Source organism: Amycolatopsis sp. cg9, from assembly GCF_041346945.1.
GTDB lineage: Bacteria > Actinomycetota > Actinomycetes > Mycobacteriales > Pseudonocardiaceae > Amycolatopsis.
The window spans coordinates 7,560,652-7,576,932 of sequence record NZ_CP166850.1 but is presented as its reverse complement, the minus strand read 5'-3'; the positions used below and the strand labels follow the sequence as shown (position 1 = coordinate 7,576,932).

Annotated in this window: 14 protein-coding genes; 9 read left to right on the top strand and 5 right to left on the bottom strand. The window is 72.7% G+C overall.

What is annotated here, in order from left to right:
* Positions 1 to 94 precede the first annotated feature (94 nt).
* Positions 95 to 550 (top strand): ATP-binding protein, encoded by a 456-nt coding sequence (locus AB5J73_RS35175; RefSeq protein ID WP_370963118.1) that lies wholly within the window; start codon positions 95 to 97, stop codon positions 548 to 550.
* A gap of 3 nt (positions 551 to 553) precedes the next feature.
* On the opposite strand, the gene AB5J73_RS35170 is transcribed toward AB5J73_RS35175, so the two are convergent.
* Complete coding sequence (locus tag AB5J73_RS35170) at positions 554 to 3,403, bottom strand: AAA family ATPase (protein ID WP_370963117.1); 2,850 nt, start codon at positions 3,401 to 3,403, stop codon at positions 554 to 556.
* Between the two features lie 259 nt (positions 3,404 to 3,662).
* On the opposite strand from AB5J73_RS35170, the gene AB5J73_RS35165 reads away from it, so the two are divergent.
* The gene (locus tag AB5J73_RS35165; RefSeq protein WP_370963116.1) at positions 3,663 to 5,201 is read left to right on the top strand and encodes a S8 family serine peptidase; all 1,539 of its coding nucleotides are present in this window, start codon (positions 3,663 to 3,665) and stop codon (positions 5,199 to 5,201) included.
* A 40-nt stretch (positions 5,202 to 5,241) separates the two neighbouring features.
* Here AB5J73_RS35165 and AB5J73_RS35160 read toward each other — a convergent pair whose 3' ends face one another.
* From AB5J73_RS35160 to AB5J73_RS35150, 3 genes are all read right to left on the bottom strand, one after another.
* Positions 5,242 to 6,687 (bottom strand): trypsin-like serine protease, encoded by a 1,446-nt coding sequence (locus AB5J73_RS35160; RefSeq protein WP_370963115.1) that lies wholly within the window; start codon positions 6,685 to 6,687, stop codon positions 5,242 to 5,244.
* 89 nt (positions 6,688 to 6,776) lie between these two features.
* Complete coding sequence (locus tag AB5J73_RS35155; protein WP_370963114.1) at positions 6,777 to 7,202, bottom strand: DUF6292 family protein; 426 nt, start codon at positions 7,200 to 7,202, stop codon at positions 6,777 to 6,779.
* Positions 7,203 to 7,526: 324 nt separating this feature from the next.
* Positions 7,527 to 8,102, bottom strand: coding sequence for a TetR/AcrR family transcriptional regulator (locus AB5J73_RS35150; RefSeq protein ID WP_370963113.1), 576 nt, complete (start codon positions 8,100 to 8,102; stop codon positions 7,527 to 7,529).
* A 96-nt stretch (positions 8,103 to 8,198) separates the two neighbouring features.
* Between AB5J73_RS35150 and AB5J73_RS35145 the strand changes: the two genes are divergently transcribed.
* The 6 genes from AB5J73_RS35145 (at position 8,199) to AB5J73_RS35120 (ending at position 14,066) form a co-directional block, all read left to right on the top strand.
* The gene (locus AB5J73_RS35145) at positions 8,199 to 9,248 is read left to right on the top strand and encodes an aldo/keto reductase (protein WP_370963112.1); all 1,050 of its coding nucleotides are present in this window, start codon (positions 8,199 to 8,201) and stop codon (positions 9,246 to 9,248) included.
* Between the two features lie 46 nt (positions 9,249 to 9,294).
* Positions 9,295 to 10,686 (top strand): FAD-binding oxidoreductase, encoded by a 1,392-nt coding sequence (locus AB5J73_RS35140; RefSeq protein ID WP_370963111.1) that lies wholly within the window; start codon positions 9,295 to 9,297, stop codon positions 10,684 to 10,686.
* Positions 10,668 to 11,963, top strand: a complete 1,296-nt coding sequence (locus AB5J73_RS35135; protein WP_370963110.1) for a class I SAM-dependent methyltransferase — start codon at positions 10,668 to 10,670, stop codon at positions 11,961 to 11,963. Before AB5J73_RS35140 ends, AB5J73_RS35135 begins: the two co-directional genes overlap by 19 nt.
* 90 nt (positions 11,964 to 12,053) lie before the next feature.
* Complete coding sequence (locus AB5J73_RS35130) at positions 12,054 to 12,257, top strand: cold-shock protein (RefSeq protein WP_086680104.1); 204 nt, start codon at positions 12,054 to 12,056, stop codon at positions 12,255 to 12,257.
* Positions 12,258 to 12,536: 279 nt separating this feature from the next.
* Complete coding sequence (locus tag AB5J73_RS35125; protein WP_370963109.1) at positions 12,537 to 13,469, top strand: acyl-CoA desaturase; 933 nt, start codon at positions 12,537 to 12,539, stop codon at positions 13,467 to 13,469.
* 54 nt (positions 13,470 to 13,523) lie between these two features.
* On the top strand, positions 13,524 to 14,066 hold the full coding sequence (locus tag AB5J73_RS35120; protein WP_370963108.1) for a polysaccharide deacetylase family protein: 543 nt from the start codon (positions 13,524 to 13,526) through the stop codon (positions 14,064 to 14,066).
* On the opposite strand, the gene AB5J73_RS35115 is transcribed toward AB5J73_RS35120, so the two are convergent.
* Positions 14,056 to 15,072, bottom strand: a complete 1,017-nt coding sequence (locus tag AB5J73_RS35115; RefSeq protein ID WP_370963107.1) for an endo-1,4-beta-xylanase — start codon at positions 15,070 to 15,072, stop codon at positions 14,056 to 14,058. The genes AB5J73_RS35120 and AB5J73_RS35115 overlap by 11 nt on opposite strands.
* A gap of 80 nt (positions 15,073 to 15,152) precedes the next feature.
* On the opposite strand from AB5J73_RS35115, the gene AB5J73_RS35110 reads away from it, so the two are divergent.
* Positions 15,153 to 16,223: a LacI family DNA-binding transcriptional regulator gene (locus tag AB5J73_RS35110; protein WP_370963106.1), complete on the top strand. Its 1,071-nt coding sequence runs from the start codon at positions 15,153 to 15,155 to the stop codon at positions 16,221 to 16,223.
* Positions 16,224 to 16,281 lie beyond the last annotated feature (58 nt).

The following is a 16,281-nucleotide window of genomic DNA, read 5'->3' as shown; positions in this document are numbered from 1 at the left end:
CGGGTCCCGTTCCGGCCGGCCACCACCGACCCATCCGGTGGCCCGGCGGCCCCGAACCCCTGGCGAGGGGTGACGGCACGGAGGGCGGGTGCGCATGGCCGAGACGGCGGGCTCGGAGGACCTCGAGCCGCTCCCACCGGAGTGGGCGCGGGTCGTGGACTGGCTCAGCCTGCGGGTGGCCACGTCCGCGGAGCTGACGCTCGACCTCACCACGCGGCCGCTGCCGCGGCGGGTGCGCGCGACCGTCGCCGACTGCCTCGGCTTCGGGCTGCCGCGGGGCGAGCTGCTCGGGGCGCTGCTGCTGGTGGTCGACGAACTCGTCGGCAACGCCTACCGGCACACCGGACGGCCGTCGCGCCTGTGGATCACCCGCGAACGGCGTGGCCTGCTGGTCGAGGTGTCCGACGAAGACCCGGCGATCGAGCGGGTGGCGGCCGGGAACGGGCACGGGCTGCGGCTGATCGACCAGCTCTCCCACGGCTGGGGCGTCCGCGCCACCGCGGCCGGGAAGGTCGTCTGGGCCCTGGTACCCGTCCGTCTCTTCCGCTGACGCTCACCCCGTCCGCACTCCCACGAGCTCGCCCCGCGACCGCACCTTGAGCTTCCGCAGCACGTTGGCGACGTGCTGCTCGACCGTGCGCCGCGACAGGAACAGCACCTCCGCGATCTCCCGGTTCGTGTGCCCGTCGGTCAGCAGGCGGGCCACGTCGCGTTCGCGCGGGGACAGTTCGTCGCCGTAGCCGCGGCGGCCGCGGCGGGAGGGGGCCGTGGCGCCCGTCGAGCGGAACGTGTGGCGGCACCGGGCGGCGTCGCGGGTCGCGCCCAGTGCGGCGAACGCGTCGGCCAGGTCGCCGAACTCGCCCGCCGCGGCCACGTCGCCGGCCTCGAACCGGCACCGCGCCCGGCGTTCGGCCGCCAGTGCCGCCGGGTACGGCGCCGAAAGGCGCTCGTAGCGGGCGCGGGCCTCGTCGAACAGGTCGGCCGCACCGGCCACGTCGCCGTCGTGGGCCGCGACGATCCCGCGTCCCTCGGTGAGGACCGTCCGGGCCATCGGTGCCGCCAGGTTGCGGGTCTCGCGGTCGAGCTCGGCGAGCACGGCACCGGCTTCGCTCGCGCGGCCGGTCCGGCAGAACGCCACCACCGCGGCCGGGACCAGGTCGCCCGACCACGCCCAGACGCCCTTGGTGCGCACCAGTTCCAGGCCACGCGCGGCTTCGGCGGCCGCCGCTTCGGTGGCGTCCTGGGCCAGCAGCATCCCGGCGATCCCGCCGTGCGCGGCGACCACCACCGGGGTGAACGCGTTCTCCGGCCGGTCGACGCCGGTCACCGCGAAGCACGCGGCGGCCCGGTCCCAGGCACCGCGCGCGCTCGCGAGCAGGCCCAGGACCAGCGACAGCTCGCTGCTCACCGGCAGCAGGTCGCGGTACTCCGCCAGCAGCGCCCGCGCGCGCTCGTCGAGCCCGGCCCACGCACCGCTCAGCCAGTCGATGTGCACCCCGGTGGTCCGTGCCGTGCTGACGACGTACGGCGTCCCGGCGTCGGCCGCGAGCTGCATCCCGCGTTCCAGCAGGCCGCGGGCCCGGCGGTGGTGCCCGGTCCACGCGCCCGCGTCGGCGGCGTTGCAGTACAGCCGCGCCAGCTGGCGCTGTTCCTCGGCCGACCCGGCGCTCACCGGGGCCGCGTCGAGCGCCGCCCACGCGCGCGGGTCGCCGATGTGCAGGCGGGAAGGGATGTTGTTGGCCATCAGCGTCAGCCGCAGCCGCGCGTCGGCCGCGGTGGCGATGAGCCCGTCGACGCGGTCGAGCCAGGGCAGGTGCGCGCGCAACGGCGTCGCGCCGATCCACGGCTGCGCGAGCACCGCCATGGCCCGCCCGGCCAGGTCCGGCCGGTGCCCGAGTCCCGGCAGCGCCACCTCGATCTCGGCGCGCGCCGCCTCCAGGCCGCCGGCCTGCCGGGCCAGCAGCAGCCCGAGGCTCAGCCGGATCTCCGCCGACAGCCGCCCGGACAGCCGGTCGCCGGACAACAGCCCTTCCAGCGTGGCGACGACCTCGGCCTGCGAAACCCCGTTCGCGGCCACGGACGCCAGCTTCGCCGCCAGCCTGTCCACAGCGGACGGATCGAGCTCCGGCCCGCCCAGCAGCGCGCGCAGCAGCCCGATCGCGGTCGCCGGGTCCCCCGCGTCGATCGCGCGGTCGGCCGCGGCTTCGCCGTACCGCAGCGCGTCGGCCGCGTTCCCGGCCTTCCGGCTGTGCTCGGCCAGCCGCAGCCACGGCTCCGGGCGCCGTCCGGCCAGCACGCGGACGGCCCGCCGGTGCAGTTCCTGCCGCACCGGCCCGGGGATCGTGCCGTACGCCGCGCGCCGCGCGAAGTCGTGCCGGAACCCGTAGCGGCACTCGGCGGCCTCGACCAGCACCGCCCGTTCCAGAGCCAGGACGAGCGCCTGCCGGCCGCGGGTCGCGCCCAGTCCCGCGACCGCCGTGAGCAGCTCGACCGGCGCGGGCTCGGCGAGCACCGCGGCGGCTTCGGCGATCCGCCGGGCCACGAGCGGCAACGCCCCGAGCCGTTCGACCGTCGCTTCGCGCACCAGCGTGGGCACCTCGACCGCGTCCAGCGCCCCGTCGGTGACCGGGACCGGCAGCGCGTGCACGACCTCCTCGACGACGAACGGGATCCCGGCCGTCCGTTCGTGCAGCCGGGCCGCGACGGCGTCGGACACACCGGGCTCGCCGAGCAGGGCCGAGGCCAGCTGCCGCACGCCGTCCGGTTCGAGGGGGCCGAGCCGGACCAGCGTGGTCGAACTGCCCGGGGCCGGCCGGTGCGCGCCGCCCAGCGGGAGCCCGCCCGGCACGTCCTCGGGCCGGTAGCTCACCAGCAGGACCGTCCCGGCCGGCAGGTCGCCCATGAGGAACCGCAGCAGCCGCCGCGAACCGTCGTCGGCCCAGTGGACGTCCTCGATCACCAGCACCAGCGGGCCGAGCAGGTCCAGCAGTTCGCGGACCGCGCGGAAGAACCGGTGCGCTTCGGCGCGGCGGTCCCCGAGCGGTTCCGGCGCCGCGGGCAGCAGCGGCGCGAGCTCCGGCAGGTGGCGGCCGAGGACGCCGGTGAGCGGACCGGGCGGCGGGGCCGACGGCAGGTACTTTCCGGCGTCCCGCAGCGCTTCGACGACAACGCCGTGCGGAAACGGCTCCCGCTGCGGCCGGCACCGGCCGGCCAGCACGCGGGCCCCGGCGAGTTCGGGACGGGCCAGGAGTTCGGCGGCCAGCCGGGTCTTCCCGGCGCCCGCCTCCCCTTCGAGCACGAGGACCGCGGGCGGGCGCAGCGCGGCGGAGACCAGCGCGGCCAGCTCGGCCGTCCGCCCGATCAGGACCGGCGAGCCGGTACTGGCCACGATCCCGTTCGTCATCGCCCGCCCCCCTGAAAAGCGGCATCGCGTACCGAACCACCCTGTCCGGTGACCGGAGCTTAAGTCCGCCGTTCGGGCGCGCGGAACCCGCACGGGCGGGCAAGGAACTTTCGTAGGGGACCGGGAAAGGCATTAGTTACGTAGGCCTACGGGGCGCTGCCTCGCTTGTTAGCGCAGGCGAGCCCACCCGACAGTGAGACAGCGGTGGCTCTCGGTCACCGCGCCGCGATTCACCTGTTCGAGTGAGTGGAGTCGAAGCATGCGCACAGTTCACCGAAAAGCGGGCGCCGTCGCCGCGGCGGTCGTGGCCGCGCTGGCCACCGCCGGCGTCGCGACCGCCGCGCAGCCGGAGGGCACCGTGGTCCCGGCCCGGCAGCACTACGGCGACCAGTACATCGTGGTGCTGAAGGACGCCCAGTCGCTCGTCGTACCGGCGTCGCTCGCCGGGCGGTACGGCGGGGAGGTCCGGTCGACGTACTCCCGGGTCCTGCACGGCTTCTCGGCCCGGCACCTGAGCGCGCAGCAGGCGCGGCGGCTGGCCGCCGACCCCGCGGTGGCCGCGGTCTACGAAGACGGCACCGCCCGGATCGCGGGCACGCAGACCAACCCGACCTGGGGCCTGGACCGCATCGACCAGGCGAACCTGCCCCGCGACAACTCCTACACCTACCCGAACACCGGCGAGGGCGTCACCGCCTACGACCTCGACACCGGGATCAAGCCGGACAACCCCGAGTACGAAGGCCGCGCGTCGATCGGCAAGGACTTCGTCGGCGGGAACGGCAGCGACTGCAACGGCCACGGCACGCACACCGCGGGCACGATCGGCAGCAAGACCTACGGCGTGGCGAAGAAGGTCAAGCTCGTCGGGCTCAAGGTGCTCGGCAACGACTGCTCCGGCAACGGCCCGGACTCCGCCGCGGTCGACGCGATCGAGTGGGTCACGGCCAACGCCGCCAAGCCCGCGGTGGCGAACATGAGCCTGACCATGGACCAGGTCGGGGTCGGCGACGACGCGATCAAGCGGTCGATCGCGGCCGGGATCGTCTACTCGGTGGCCGCGGGCAACAGCTCGACCGACGCCTGCAACACGAGCCCCGCGCACGTCCCCGAGGCGATCACGGTCAACGCCTCCGACGAGAACGACAACCGCGCGTCCTTCTCCAACTACGGCAGCTGCACCGACCTCTTCGCGCCGGGCAACAACATCACGTCGCTCGGGCTCCCGAACGGCAGCAGCGCGAACATGAGCGGCACGTCCATGGCGACCCCGCACGTCACCGGCGCCGCCGCGCTCTACCTGGCCGCCAACCCGGGTGCCACCGCGCAGCAGGTGCGGGACGCGCTCGTCGGCGGCGCGACCTCCGGCGTCGTCAAGAACGCCGGGAGCGGGTCGCCGAACAAACTGCTGAACGTGTCGTTCATCGGCGGTGGCACCCCGCCGTCGCGGTGCGGCGCCCGGTCGAACACGACGCCGGTGGCGATCCCGGACGCCGGGGCCGCGGTCACCAGCTCGGTCACCCAGGACGGCTGCGACGGCAAGGCCTCCGCGGCACTGCCGGTGAAGGTGGACATCAGCCACACCTACACCGGCGACCTGGCCGTCGACCTGATCGGGCCGAGTGGTGCGGTCTTCCCGCTGCAGAAGGCCGGTGGCACCGGTTCGGCCGCGGGCCTCCACACCACCTACACGGTCAACGCGGCGGCGGAGCCCGCGAACGGCACCTGGAAGCTGCGGGTGCAGGACGTCTACCGGTTCGACACCGGCACGCTGGACGGCTTCACGATCACCTTCTGACGCCGGAGCGGGGAGGCCGGCGCCTCCCCGCTCCCCGTCCTCATTGGACGGTCAGGGTGTACTTCGCCGTCGCCGTCTTCCCGGTGGAGTCCTTCGCGGTGACGGTGACCGGGTAGGTCCCGCGCTGGAACGGCCCGACCACCTGCATCCGCGACGTGCCGCTGCCGTTCACCGTCGAGGGGTTGAAGAACGGGGCGAACGACAGCCCGGTGGCCGACAGCGTCACGGTGCCGGTGCCGCCGGCCACGGTGACCGTGGCGGTGGTGAAGAAGCCGGGCTGCACGGTCCCGCTGCCGGGGTCGACGCTGACCTTGAGGTCGCCCGTCGGCGGCTGGCCGGTGCCCACGGTCAGGGTCAGCTTGGCGGTCGCCGTGCCGCTCGCGCCGGTGCCGGTGATCGTGACCGGGTAGTCCCCTTGCGGGGTGCTCGCGGACGTTTCGACGGTCAGCTTCGCGGTCTCCCCCGAGGTGATCGACGACGGCTGGAACGTCGCCTTCGCCCCGTCCGGCAGGCCGGCCGCGGTCAGGTCGACCCGCTCCGGCCCGTTCTTCCCGGCGGTGCTCGTCACCGACGCGGAGACGTACTTGCCCGGCTCGGTCTTGACCGCGCCCGGCGTTACCCCGAGGCCGAACGTCTCCGGCGGCGTCACGTCGCCGATCTGCTGCTTCACCCAGTCGCCCATGTCGTTGTTGAGGCGGCCGTAGACGCTGTACCACTTGAAGTCGCTGCGGCTCCACGACGCGACCCCGGCGACCTTGCCGTCGACGAGCAGCGGCCCGCCGCTGTCGCCGGGCAGGATCGTGACGTGGCCGTCGGCGTAACCGCTGCAGATCATGGTGGCTTCCTGGAAGCCGGCACCGACCCCGCTGCAGTTGCTCCCGGCCACGATCGGCAGGCTGAACTTCGTGAGCGTGACGTCACGGGTGTTGTCGTTGAAGTCCTTCTTGCCGTAGCCGAGCCCGAGCCCGGTCTTGCCCGGCTTGTTCAGGTCGGTGTCGGCCGAGGTCGCGACCTTCGCGTACTGCCCGCCCGGCACCGGGACGTCCCGGTCGGTGGTCACCACCGCGACGTCGTAGCCCTGGTCGAAGTTGACGTACTTGGGGTGGGTGTCGTAGCTGACGACGCCGATCGGCGTGCCACCGCCGGCGCTCAGGTCGTCGAGCCCGTACAGGAAGGACTTCTGCCCCTCGGCCGCCTTGCAGTGGGCGGCGATGAGGATCTTGCGCGGGGCGACGACCGACCCGGTGCAGGTCTGCCCGAGCGGCCGCGACCCGCCCTCCCGCAGCCCCGCGATGATGAAGGGGTAGTCCTGGACCGACGCCGGTGTCCCGCCGACCGAAGAAGGCGAAACGCCCGCCGGCAGCGGCGTCCCGCCGAGCGGGGTGACCGCGGGCGGGTTGCCGCCCGCCTGCGCGGCGGGCACGGCGAACAGCGGGAGGGCGAGGACGGCGGCGAACGCACCCAGGAAGCGTTGTCTCGAGTTCACGGCAGCTCCTTTTCGAGGTTGCTGCCGGTCACTTTCCGGTGACGCCGGGTACGTAAACAACCGGGGAGCCGCCCCGTACGGCTACGGAACTATTGCCGCGCCGCGAGGGTGCTCAGCAGCCGTTCGTGGTCGCCCGCTTCGCGCAGTGCCGGCGCTTCGAGCGAGCCGGCGCCGGGGTCGCCGGCGCGTACGGCGGCCAGGAACCGGACCACCGCACGGGGTTCGGGGACGGCTTCGCCGCCGAGGTGGGCCAGGACCGTCGAAGGATCGCCGGCCGCGCCTTCGAGCGCCGCGGCCCAGCCGTGCCGTTCGTCCCAGACGAGCGCGAGATCGTGGTCGGGGAAGCGGGACAGCCGCCAGTCGAGGGCGATGTACGCCGCAGCGGGCGTGCCCGCGTCGAACGCGCAGGACTCCAGCCCCACACCGACGGCCTTCGCGACCGCCTCCACGTATCCGCGCAACCGCCGCTCGAACGAGAACTCCGTGTCGCGCCCGAAGTCGATCAGAATGCTCAACGCCGCCTCGCTTTCCCCAGCCCGCCGCGGGATCCCCGCGGTCCGGACGGCGGGTACCCCGCCGTGGCGCGGGTCAATCCCGGGTTCGCGATCGGCCCCCGCACGCACCGGGTCCCGGGCACCGCGCGGGCGATCAGGCCCGCCCGAACCGGCGTCGCTCCCCTGCCGTGGCGCCACCCAACCCCGGCCTCGCGGATCGACCCCGCCCACACCGGCGGCACCCGCACACAGCGCACCCGCGCGGGCGATCAGGCCCACCCGAACCGGCGTCGCTCCCCTGCCGTGGCGCCGCCGACACCGGGCGCGGCGCGGATCACCCTGCGCTCAGAGCCGCGTGGGTGCTGCCGACAGCCCCGAGAACACCGCCGCGATCAGCCGCCGCCCCTGTGCCGCGCCGTCCTCGTCGTCGGCCACGCGCCAGAGGAAGCTCATCAGCATGATGATGTCCGCCGGGTCGTGGCCCGGCGCGATCGTGCCTTCCGCGACGCAGGCGTCGACGAGCTTCTTCACCGCCGCGGTCGCCGGGGCCCACGAAGCGCTGATCACGTCCTGGGCCGCGGCGCTGTGCAGGGCGTCACCCAGCCCGTGCTTGAGGCGGATGTAGCCGGCGAGGGTTTCGAACCACTCGACGAACGCCGCCTTCGCCGACGGCTGCCGGCTCAGCACGGCGTCGGCCTCGCCGGTCAGGCGCTCGATGTCGTGCTGGTAGGCCGCCAGGATCAGGTCCTCGCGGGACGGGAAGTGGCGGTAGAGCGTCCCGGCGCCGACGCCCGCGTGCTTCGCGACCTCGCTCAGCGGCACCAGCGGGTTCGCCGCGAACAGCTCGTGCGCCGCCTCGATGATCGCCACCCGGTTGCGCGCGGCGGCCTTGCGCTGGGTGCCGTACGTCCCGTCGGTCATGCCCCGATCATGCCCCATCTTTGACATGCGGAGGACTCTCCGCTAGTTTCGAACTCGCGGAGAATCCTCCGCGAGTTGCCTTCGGCAGGAGAACCCATGCGGTACGTGAAGCTCGGCACCACCGGTCTCGACGTCTCCCCCATCGCGATCGGCGCGATGACCTACGGCGAACCCGACCGGGGCCACCCGGTGTGGTCGCTGGGCGAGGACGACGCGCGCCCGCTGATCAAGCACGCGCTCGACGCCGGCATCAACTTCTTCGACACCGCGAACATGTACTCGAACGGCTCCAGCGAGGAGATCCTCGGCCGCGCGCTCAAGGACTTCGCGGACCGCGACGACGTGGTGATCGCCACCAAGCTGCGGCACCCGATGCGGCCGGGCCCGAACGGCAAGGGACTCTCCCGCAAGGCGATCATGACCGAGGTCGACCACTCGCTGCGCCGGCTCGGCACCGACTACATCGACCTCTACCAGGTGCACCGCAACGACCACGCGACGCCGCTGGAAGAGACCCTCGAAGCGCTGAGCGACCTGGTCAAGGCCGGCAAGGTGCGCTACCTGGGCGCGTCCTCGATGCACGCCTGGGAATTCGCGAAGGCCCTCCACACGCAGCGGGCGCACGGCTGGGCCCGGTTCGTGTCCATGCAGGACCACTACAACCTGCTGCACCGCGAAGAGGAGCGCGAGATGATCCCGCTGTGCCTCGACGAAGGCGTCGGCACGATCATCTGGAGCCCGCTCGCCCGCGGCCGGCTGGCGCGGGCCTGGGACGACGCGAAGTCGACCGCGCGGTCCGGCACCGACGGCGCTTTCGCCGACCTGCTCTACTCCCCCGCCGAGGAAACCTCGAACCGCGCGATCGTCGACGCCGTCGGCAAGGTCGCCGCGGCCCACGGCGTGAGCCGCGCGCAGATCGCGCTGGCCTGGCTGCGGAGCCGGCCCGTCGTGACCGCGCCGCTGGTCGGGGCGGGTTCGGTGGGCCAGATCGACGACGCCGTCGCCTCGCTCGACGTCGTGCTCTCCGACGACGAGGTGCGCGCGCTCGAGGGGCCCTACACCCCGCGCCACGACTGGCAGGGCATCTCCGACGAAGCCGAGCTGGACGCGATCCGCGCCCGCATCCCCGGTATGGCGCTGAAGTAGGCACCGGGACCGTGCGCCCACCTGGTCCGTGAGGCAGGATCGAGTCGTGACCATCGATCAGGCCGGGGTGCCCGAAGCCCGTCCGGGCCCGGCGTTCCCCGAGCACGAAGCCCGCGTCGACGCCCTGCGGCGGCAGCTCACCGAGATCAGCGGCGAAGCCACCGTACGGCTGGCGAAGCGCACCTCGAACCTCTTCCGGTCCCGGGCCGCCACGCGGCACCCGGGACTCGACGTCTCGGGGTTCAGCCACGTCCTGCGCGTCGACCCCGCGACCCGCACCGCCGACGTCGAAGGGATGGTCACCTACGAGCAGCTGGTCGACGCCACGCTGCCGCACGGGCTGATGCCGCTGGTCGTGCCCCAGCTCAAGACCATCACCCTCGGCGGCGCGGTCACCGGGCTCGGCATCGAGTCCTCGTCGTTCCGCAACGGCATGCCGCACGAGTCGGTCCTCGAGCTCGAGGTCCTCACCGGCGACGGCCGGATCGTCGTCGCCACGCCGGACAACGAGCACCAGGCGCTGTTCCACGGCTTCCCCAACTCCTACGGCACCCTCGGCTACGCGCTGCGGCTGCGGATCCTGCTCGAACCGGTCAAACCGTTCGTCGAGCTCCGCCACGTCCGCTACCACGACCGGGACACCTTCTTCCGCGCGCTGGGCGAGGTGTGCGAGAACGGCGAGCAGGACTTCGTCGACGGCACGGTCTTCGGTCCGGACGAGCTCTACCTGACGCTCGGCACCTTCACCGACTCCGCGCCGTCGACCAGCGACTACACCTGGCTGGACATCTACTACCGGTCCATCCGGCGGCGCGAGACCGACCACCTCACCGTCCGCGACTATCTGTGGCGCTGGGACACCGACTGGTTCTGGTGCTCGCGCGCGTTCGGCGTCCAGCACCGGCTGCCGCGGCTGCTGCTCGGCCGCCGCCTGCTCCGGTCGTCGGTGTACTGGAAGGCCGTCGCGCTCGACCGCCGGTTCAAGATCGCCGAACGGCTGCTCAAGCTCCGGCGCCTGCCGCCGGAGGAAACCATCGTGCAGGACATCGAGGTGCCGCTCACCCGGGCCGCGGAGTTCCTCGAGTTCTTCGAACGGGAGATCCCGATCAGCCCCGTCTGGATCTGCCCGCTGCGCCAGCGCCCCGGCGGCGTGCGCTGGCCGCTCTACGAACTCGACCCCGCCGAGCTCTACGTCAACTTCGGGTTCTGGTCGGCGGTGCCGCTGGCGCCCGGCGAGCGCGACGGCGTGCACAACCGGATGATCGAAGCCGAGGTCACCCGGCTCGGCGGGCACAAGTCGCTCTATTCGGACAGCTTCTACTCCGAAGACGAGTTCTGGCGGCTCTACAACGGCGACGCCTACTCCGAGCTCAAGCGGACCTACGACCCGCGCGAGCGGCTGCTCGGCCTCTACGAAAAATGCGTCCGCCGCCGGTGAAAGGAACGAACGTGACCCAGGCAAGCACCACGGTCGGCGAGGTCTTCGAGCGGCTCCTCGGCCCTCGCGCCACCGTGTCGATCACCGCCTACGACGGCAGCAGCAGCGGCCCCGCCGACGCCCCCGTGGCCATCCGGGTGTGCTCGCCGCTGGCGCTCGACTACCTCATGTCCTCCCCCGGCGACCTCGGCCTGGCCCGCGCGTACGTCGCCGGCGCGCTGGAGGTCTCCGGCGACCTGTACACCGCGCTGCACGCGCTGTCGGCCCAGGTCGACCAGCTGACGCCGGCCGACCGGCTGTGGCTGCTGCGCAAGCTCGGCCCCGGCCACCTGCGGCTGGTCAAGCCGCCCGCCGAGGAGCACCCGAGCCGGTTCCGCCGCGGGCTGACGGCGCTGCGGCACTCGAAGGAGCGCGACAGCGAGGCCATCGCCAGCCACTACGACGTCTCGAACCGCTTCTACGAGCTCGTCCTCGGTCCCTCGATGGCCTACACCTGCGCGGTGTTCCCGACCGCGGACGCCTCGCTGGAGGAGGCGCAGGCCAACAAGTTCGACCTGGTCTGCCGCAAGCTCGGCCTCAAGCCCGGGATGCGGCTGCTCGACGTCGGCTGCGGCTGGGGCGGGATGGTCGCGCACGCCGTCCGGCACTACGGCGTCGAAGCGCTCGGTGTCACACTTTCGCGTGAACAAGCGCAGTGGGCGCAGAAGAACGTCGTCGCCCTCGGCCTGGCCGACCGCGCCGAGATCCGCCACCTGGACTACCGGGACGTCACCGAAACGGGGTTCGACGCGATCTCCTCGATCGGCCTGACCGAGCACATCGGGGCGCGCAACGTGCCCGGCTACTTCCGCTTCCTGGCCGGCAAGCTCAAGCCGCACGGACGGCTGCTCAACCACTGCATCACCAACCCGGACACCAGCGTCGCCCACCGCTCGCGCGGGTTCATCGACCGCTACGTCTTCCCGGACGGCGAGCTGGAAGCCCCTGGTGAGATCGTCACGGCGATGCACGACAGCGGCCTGGAGGTGCGGCACTCGGAGAACCTCCGGGAGCACTACGCGCTGACGCTGGCCGGGTGGTGCGCGAACCTCGACGAGCACTGGGACGAGGCCGTCGGCGAGGCCGGCGCCGGGCGCAGCCGCGTGTGGGCGCTCTACCTCGCGGCCTGCCGGCTGGCCTTCGAACGACGGGAGATCGAGCTGCACCAGGTCCTGGGCGTGCGCACCGACAGCGCGGGCGGGATGGGCCTGCCGCTGCGGCCTGACTGGGGGGTTTGACCCGGGTACGGGCAGTAGTGCGAGAATGGTCCCGAGACCGGGGCGTCCGAACGGGGTGCACCGGCTCACTAACAAAGAGTGGGTATAGGTATGGCTCAGGGCAGTGTCAAGTGGTTCAACGGTGAAAAGGGCTTCGGCTTCATCGCCCAGGACGGCGGGGGCCCGGACGTGTTCGTCCACTACTCCGAGATCCAGGGCACCGGCTTCAAGTCGCTCGACGAGGGCCAGCGCGTCGAGTTCGAAATCGGCCAGGGCCAGAAGGGCCCGCAGGCCCAGCGCGTAAGCGTCATCTGAGCCACGAGGCACCCGAAGGCCCCCGCCCCCACCGGGCGGGGGCCTTCTTCGTGCGCGGCCACACTGCGCTCTCACAACGATCAGGTAACGTGGACGGTGTCGAGAGCATCCCCTCGAGCCGGCGTCCGGCCGGCCGCGCTCTCGCGACCGAGGCCGATCGCCGGCAGGAGCGGCGACGAGCCCGGCCCACCGCAGACCGCTGATCGCCGGGTGCTCACTTCCCCGGCCCCCGCGCGAGGACCAGGTCCCGCGCGCCGAGATCCTCGAATCGAGTAGTGCATGACCGCCTCCGTGAAGGCTCCCCGTTCGATACCCAAACCCGTCCTCTCCGGCCGCCAGACCGTCGCCGAGCTGATCACCATCCGCACGTTCCTGCTGGTCCCCTTCCTCGCGCTCGCCGCGGCCGTCCCGGTGTTCTGGGGCTGGGGCGTCAGCTGGCTGGACCTGGCCATCGGCGGCGGGTTCTTCGTCGTGTCGACGCTCGGGATCACCGTCGGCTACCACCGCTACTTCACCCACGGCGCGTTCCGCGCGAAGCGGGCGCTGCGGATCGCGCTGGCCATCGCCGGCGGCCTCGCCGCCCAGGGCCCGGTGATCGGCTGGGTCGCCGACCACCGCCGGCACCACGCCTTCTCCGACCGCGAGGGCGACCCGCACTCGCCGTGGCTGTTCGGCACCTCCGCGGTGGCGCTCGCCCGCGGGTTCTGGCACGCCCACATGGGCTGGCTCTTCGGCCGCGACAAGACCAACGTCGACCGGTTCGCCCCGGACCTGGCGGCCGACCGCGACATGCGCGTGGTCGACCGGCTGTTCCCGCTGTGGGTGGTGGTGAGCCTGCTGCTCCCGGCGCTGCTCGGCGGCCTGCTCACGCTGTCGTGGTGGGGCGCGCTGACCGCGTTCCTCTGGGCGGGACTGGCACGGATCTCCTTCCAGCACCACGTGACGTGGTCGGTCAACTCGATCTGCCACATGATCGGCGAGCGCCCGTTCGCCAGCCGCGACCGCTCGGCCAACTTCTGGCCGCTGGCGATCCTGTCGATGGGCGAGTCCTGGCACAACACCCACCACGCCGACCCGACGTCGGCCCGTCACGGCGCGCTGCGCGGCCAGATCGACATCTCGGCCCGGGTCATCTGGCTGTTCGAGAAGCTCGGCTGGGCGTGGAACGTCCGCTGGCCGACGCCGAAGCGGCTCGCGGCGCTGGCCCGCTGACGAAACCCGCCGAAAGTCCTTGCCCCCGCCTCCCCGCCGGGTGACCTTGGCGGGGTGGACGCAGTCGCGCTGACCTTCGACGACGGCCCGTACCCGTCGACCACGCCGGCGCTGCTGGCCGCCCTCGGCGCGGTGCGGGCGACGTTCTTCCTGTGGGGCGAGCACGCGGCGGCGCACCCGGCCCTGGTGCGGGCGATCGCCGCCGCGGGGCACGTGCTCGGCAACCACACGTGGACGCACCCGCGGCTCACCGCACTCGGCCCCGCGGCCCGCGACCGGGAGGTCCGCCGGACGCAGGACCTCCTGGTCTCGCTCACCGGCGCCCGCCCGGTGCTGTTCCGGCCGCCCTACGGCGACACCGATCCGTCCGTGGCGTCGGCCGTCGCCGCCCACGGGCTCACCGAGGTGCTGTGGAGCGTCGACACCCGCGACTGGGCGGGCGCCTCCGCGGACGAGATCGTCACGGCGGCTTCGGCGGTGCGGCCGGGCGGCGTCGTGCTCATGCACGAAGGCCGCCCGGCCACCGTCGAGGCGGTTCCCCGCGTCCTGGCGGCGCTCGCCGCCCCCGGGCTGCGCCCCGGCCCGGTCAGGGGTTGATGCGGGTGTAGGCCGGTTTCGGGTGCAGGTTCTCGTCGAAGAGGCAGGCCGCCCCCTCGCCGGGGAACACGTCCGGCACCCAGGAATGGCGGTCCGTGAAGCCCCACGTCGTGAACTCGACGCAGCGGCGGACCGCCTGGCAGCCGTCCCAGAGCTGGTCGAAGTAGCTCGCCTGGGTGGCGAGCTTCGCCGCGTCGGGCGGGGTCGGGATGCGGACGTCCGCCTCGGTGATCGCGACGTCCACGCCGAGCTTCGCCAGCCGGGCCAGGTTGGCGCGGTACTCCGCCGGGAAGCCGTACTGGATCGACAGGTGCGCCTGGACCCCGACGCCGCCGATCGGCACGCCCTGCCGCCGCAGGGTCTTCACCAGGTCGTACACGGCGTCGCTCTTCGGGTTCCGGCCTTCGATGTTGTAGTCGTTGATGTAGAGCGTCGCCTTCGGGTCGGCCGCGTGCGCCCAGCGGAAGACGTCGGCGACGAAGCCGTCCCCGAGCTTCTGCCGGAACACCGTGTCGCGCCGCGTGCCGTCCTCGTTGAAGAGCTCGTTGACGACGTCCCAGGCGCGGACCTTTCCCTGGTACCGCTTGACTTCCGTGGTGATGTGGTCGCGCAGGACCCGGCGCAGCTCGCCGGCGGGCAACCCGGCGACCCAGTCCGGGAGCTGGGAGTGCCAGACGAGCGTGTGCCCGCGGACGGTCTTGTGGTGTTCCTGGGCGTACCGGACGATCGCGTCCGCGCCCGACCAGTCGTACTGCCCGCGGACGGCCTCGACGGTGCCCCACTTCATCTCGTTCTCGGGGGTGACGTTGTCGAATTCGCGGGTGAGCACGGCCCGGTAATCGGGTTCCGACGCCAGGTACGACGCGGCCACCGCGCTGCCGACGTAACGGTTCGTGGCGTATTGCAGCGGAACCGACGCGGAAGCGGACGGCGCCTGCCAGACCGCGATACCGGCGACGGCGGCCAGCACCAGCGCGACGCGTTTCTTCGGAATTCTTCTCAGCATCTTCACCCTTCCATCGACAATGGTGAACCGAAAGTTTCGAAGCGTTTCAAATCGGGTTTCGATGACCTAGAATCTCTCCCATGACAACGAAGTCCGAGGATCTCGAGCCGACCGCGACCCGGGTCACGATCGCCCGGATCGCCGCCGAGACCGGCGTTTCGGTGCCGACCGTTTCGAAAGTGCTGAACGGCCGACCCGACGTCGCCGAAAGCACCCGGGCCAGGGTGGAAGCGGTCATCGGGAAATACGGTTACCGCCGCCGGGCCGACGAACGGTCCCGCCGTTCGCGATTGCTGGAACTGATGTTCCACGAACTCGAAAGCACGTGGGCGCTCGAAATCATCCGCGGGGTCGAGTGCGTCGCCCGCGAAAACGGAATGGCGGTCGTGCTCGCGGAATCCTCGGGACGGCACACCCCCGGCCAGAGCTGGCTGGAGAGCGTCCTCGCCCGCCGCCCGGTCGGCATCGTCTCGGTGTGCTCGGACTTCACCGGCGGGCAGCTGGCCAAGCTGCGCGCCCGCGACATCCCGCTGGTCGTGGTCGACCCGGCCGGTGCCCCAGGCCCGGAGACGCCCTCGATCGGGGCCACGAACTGGCAGGGCGGCTTGACCGCGACCCGCCACCTGGTCGAGCTGGGCCACCGCCGGATCGCGATGATCGGCGGTCCGGAAGGCGTGCTGTGCAGCCGGGCGCGCATCGACGGCTACCGCACGGCCCTGGAGACGGCGGGCCTGGCGTTCGACCCGGCCCTGGTCCGCCGCGGCGACTTCCACGTCCGCTCGGGTTACCGCGAGCTGGCATCGCTGCTCACCCTCCCGGATCCCCCGACGGCGGTGTTCGCCGGCAGCGACCTGCAGGCCCTCGGCGTGTACGAAGCCGCCCGCGGCGCGGGCCTGCGCATCCCGGACGACCTGAGCGTGGTGGGCTTCGACGACCTGCCGATCGCCCGCTGGCTGACCCCGGAGCTGACGACGATCCGCCAGCCCCTGCAGGAGATGGCCGCGGCCGGCGCGCGGCTGGCGATTTCGCTCGCCCGCGGGGTGACCCCGGCGAGCCACCGGGTGGAGCTGGCGACGAGCCTGGTGGTGCGGCACAGCACGGCGGCCCCGGCACACCGGCCGAGCGAAGCCCTTTCCACCGGCCGGCGGTAGCGGCCGGCCGCCGCGGGCGGCGAGCACCGCCGCACTTTCACGTGAAAGTGCCGCGGGG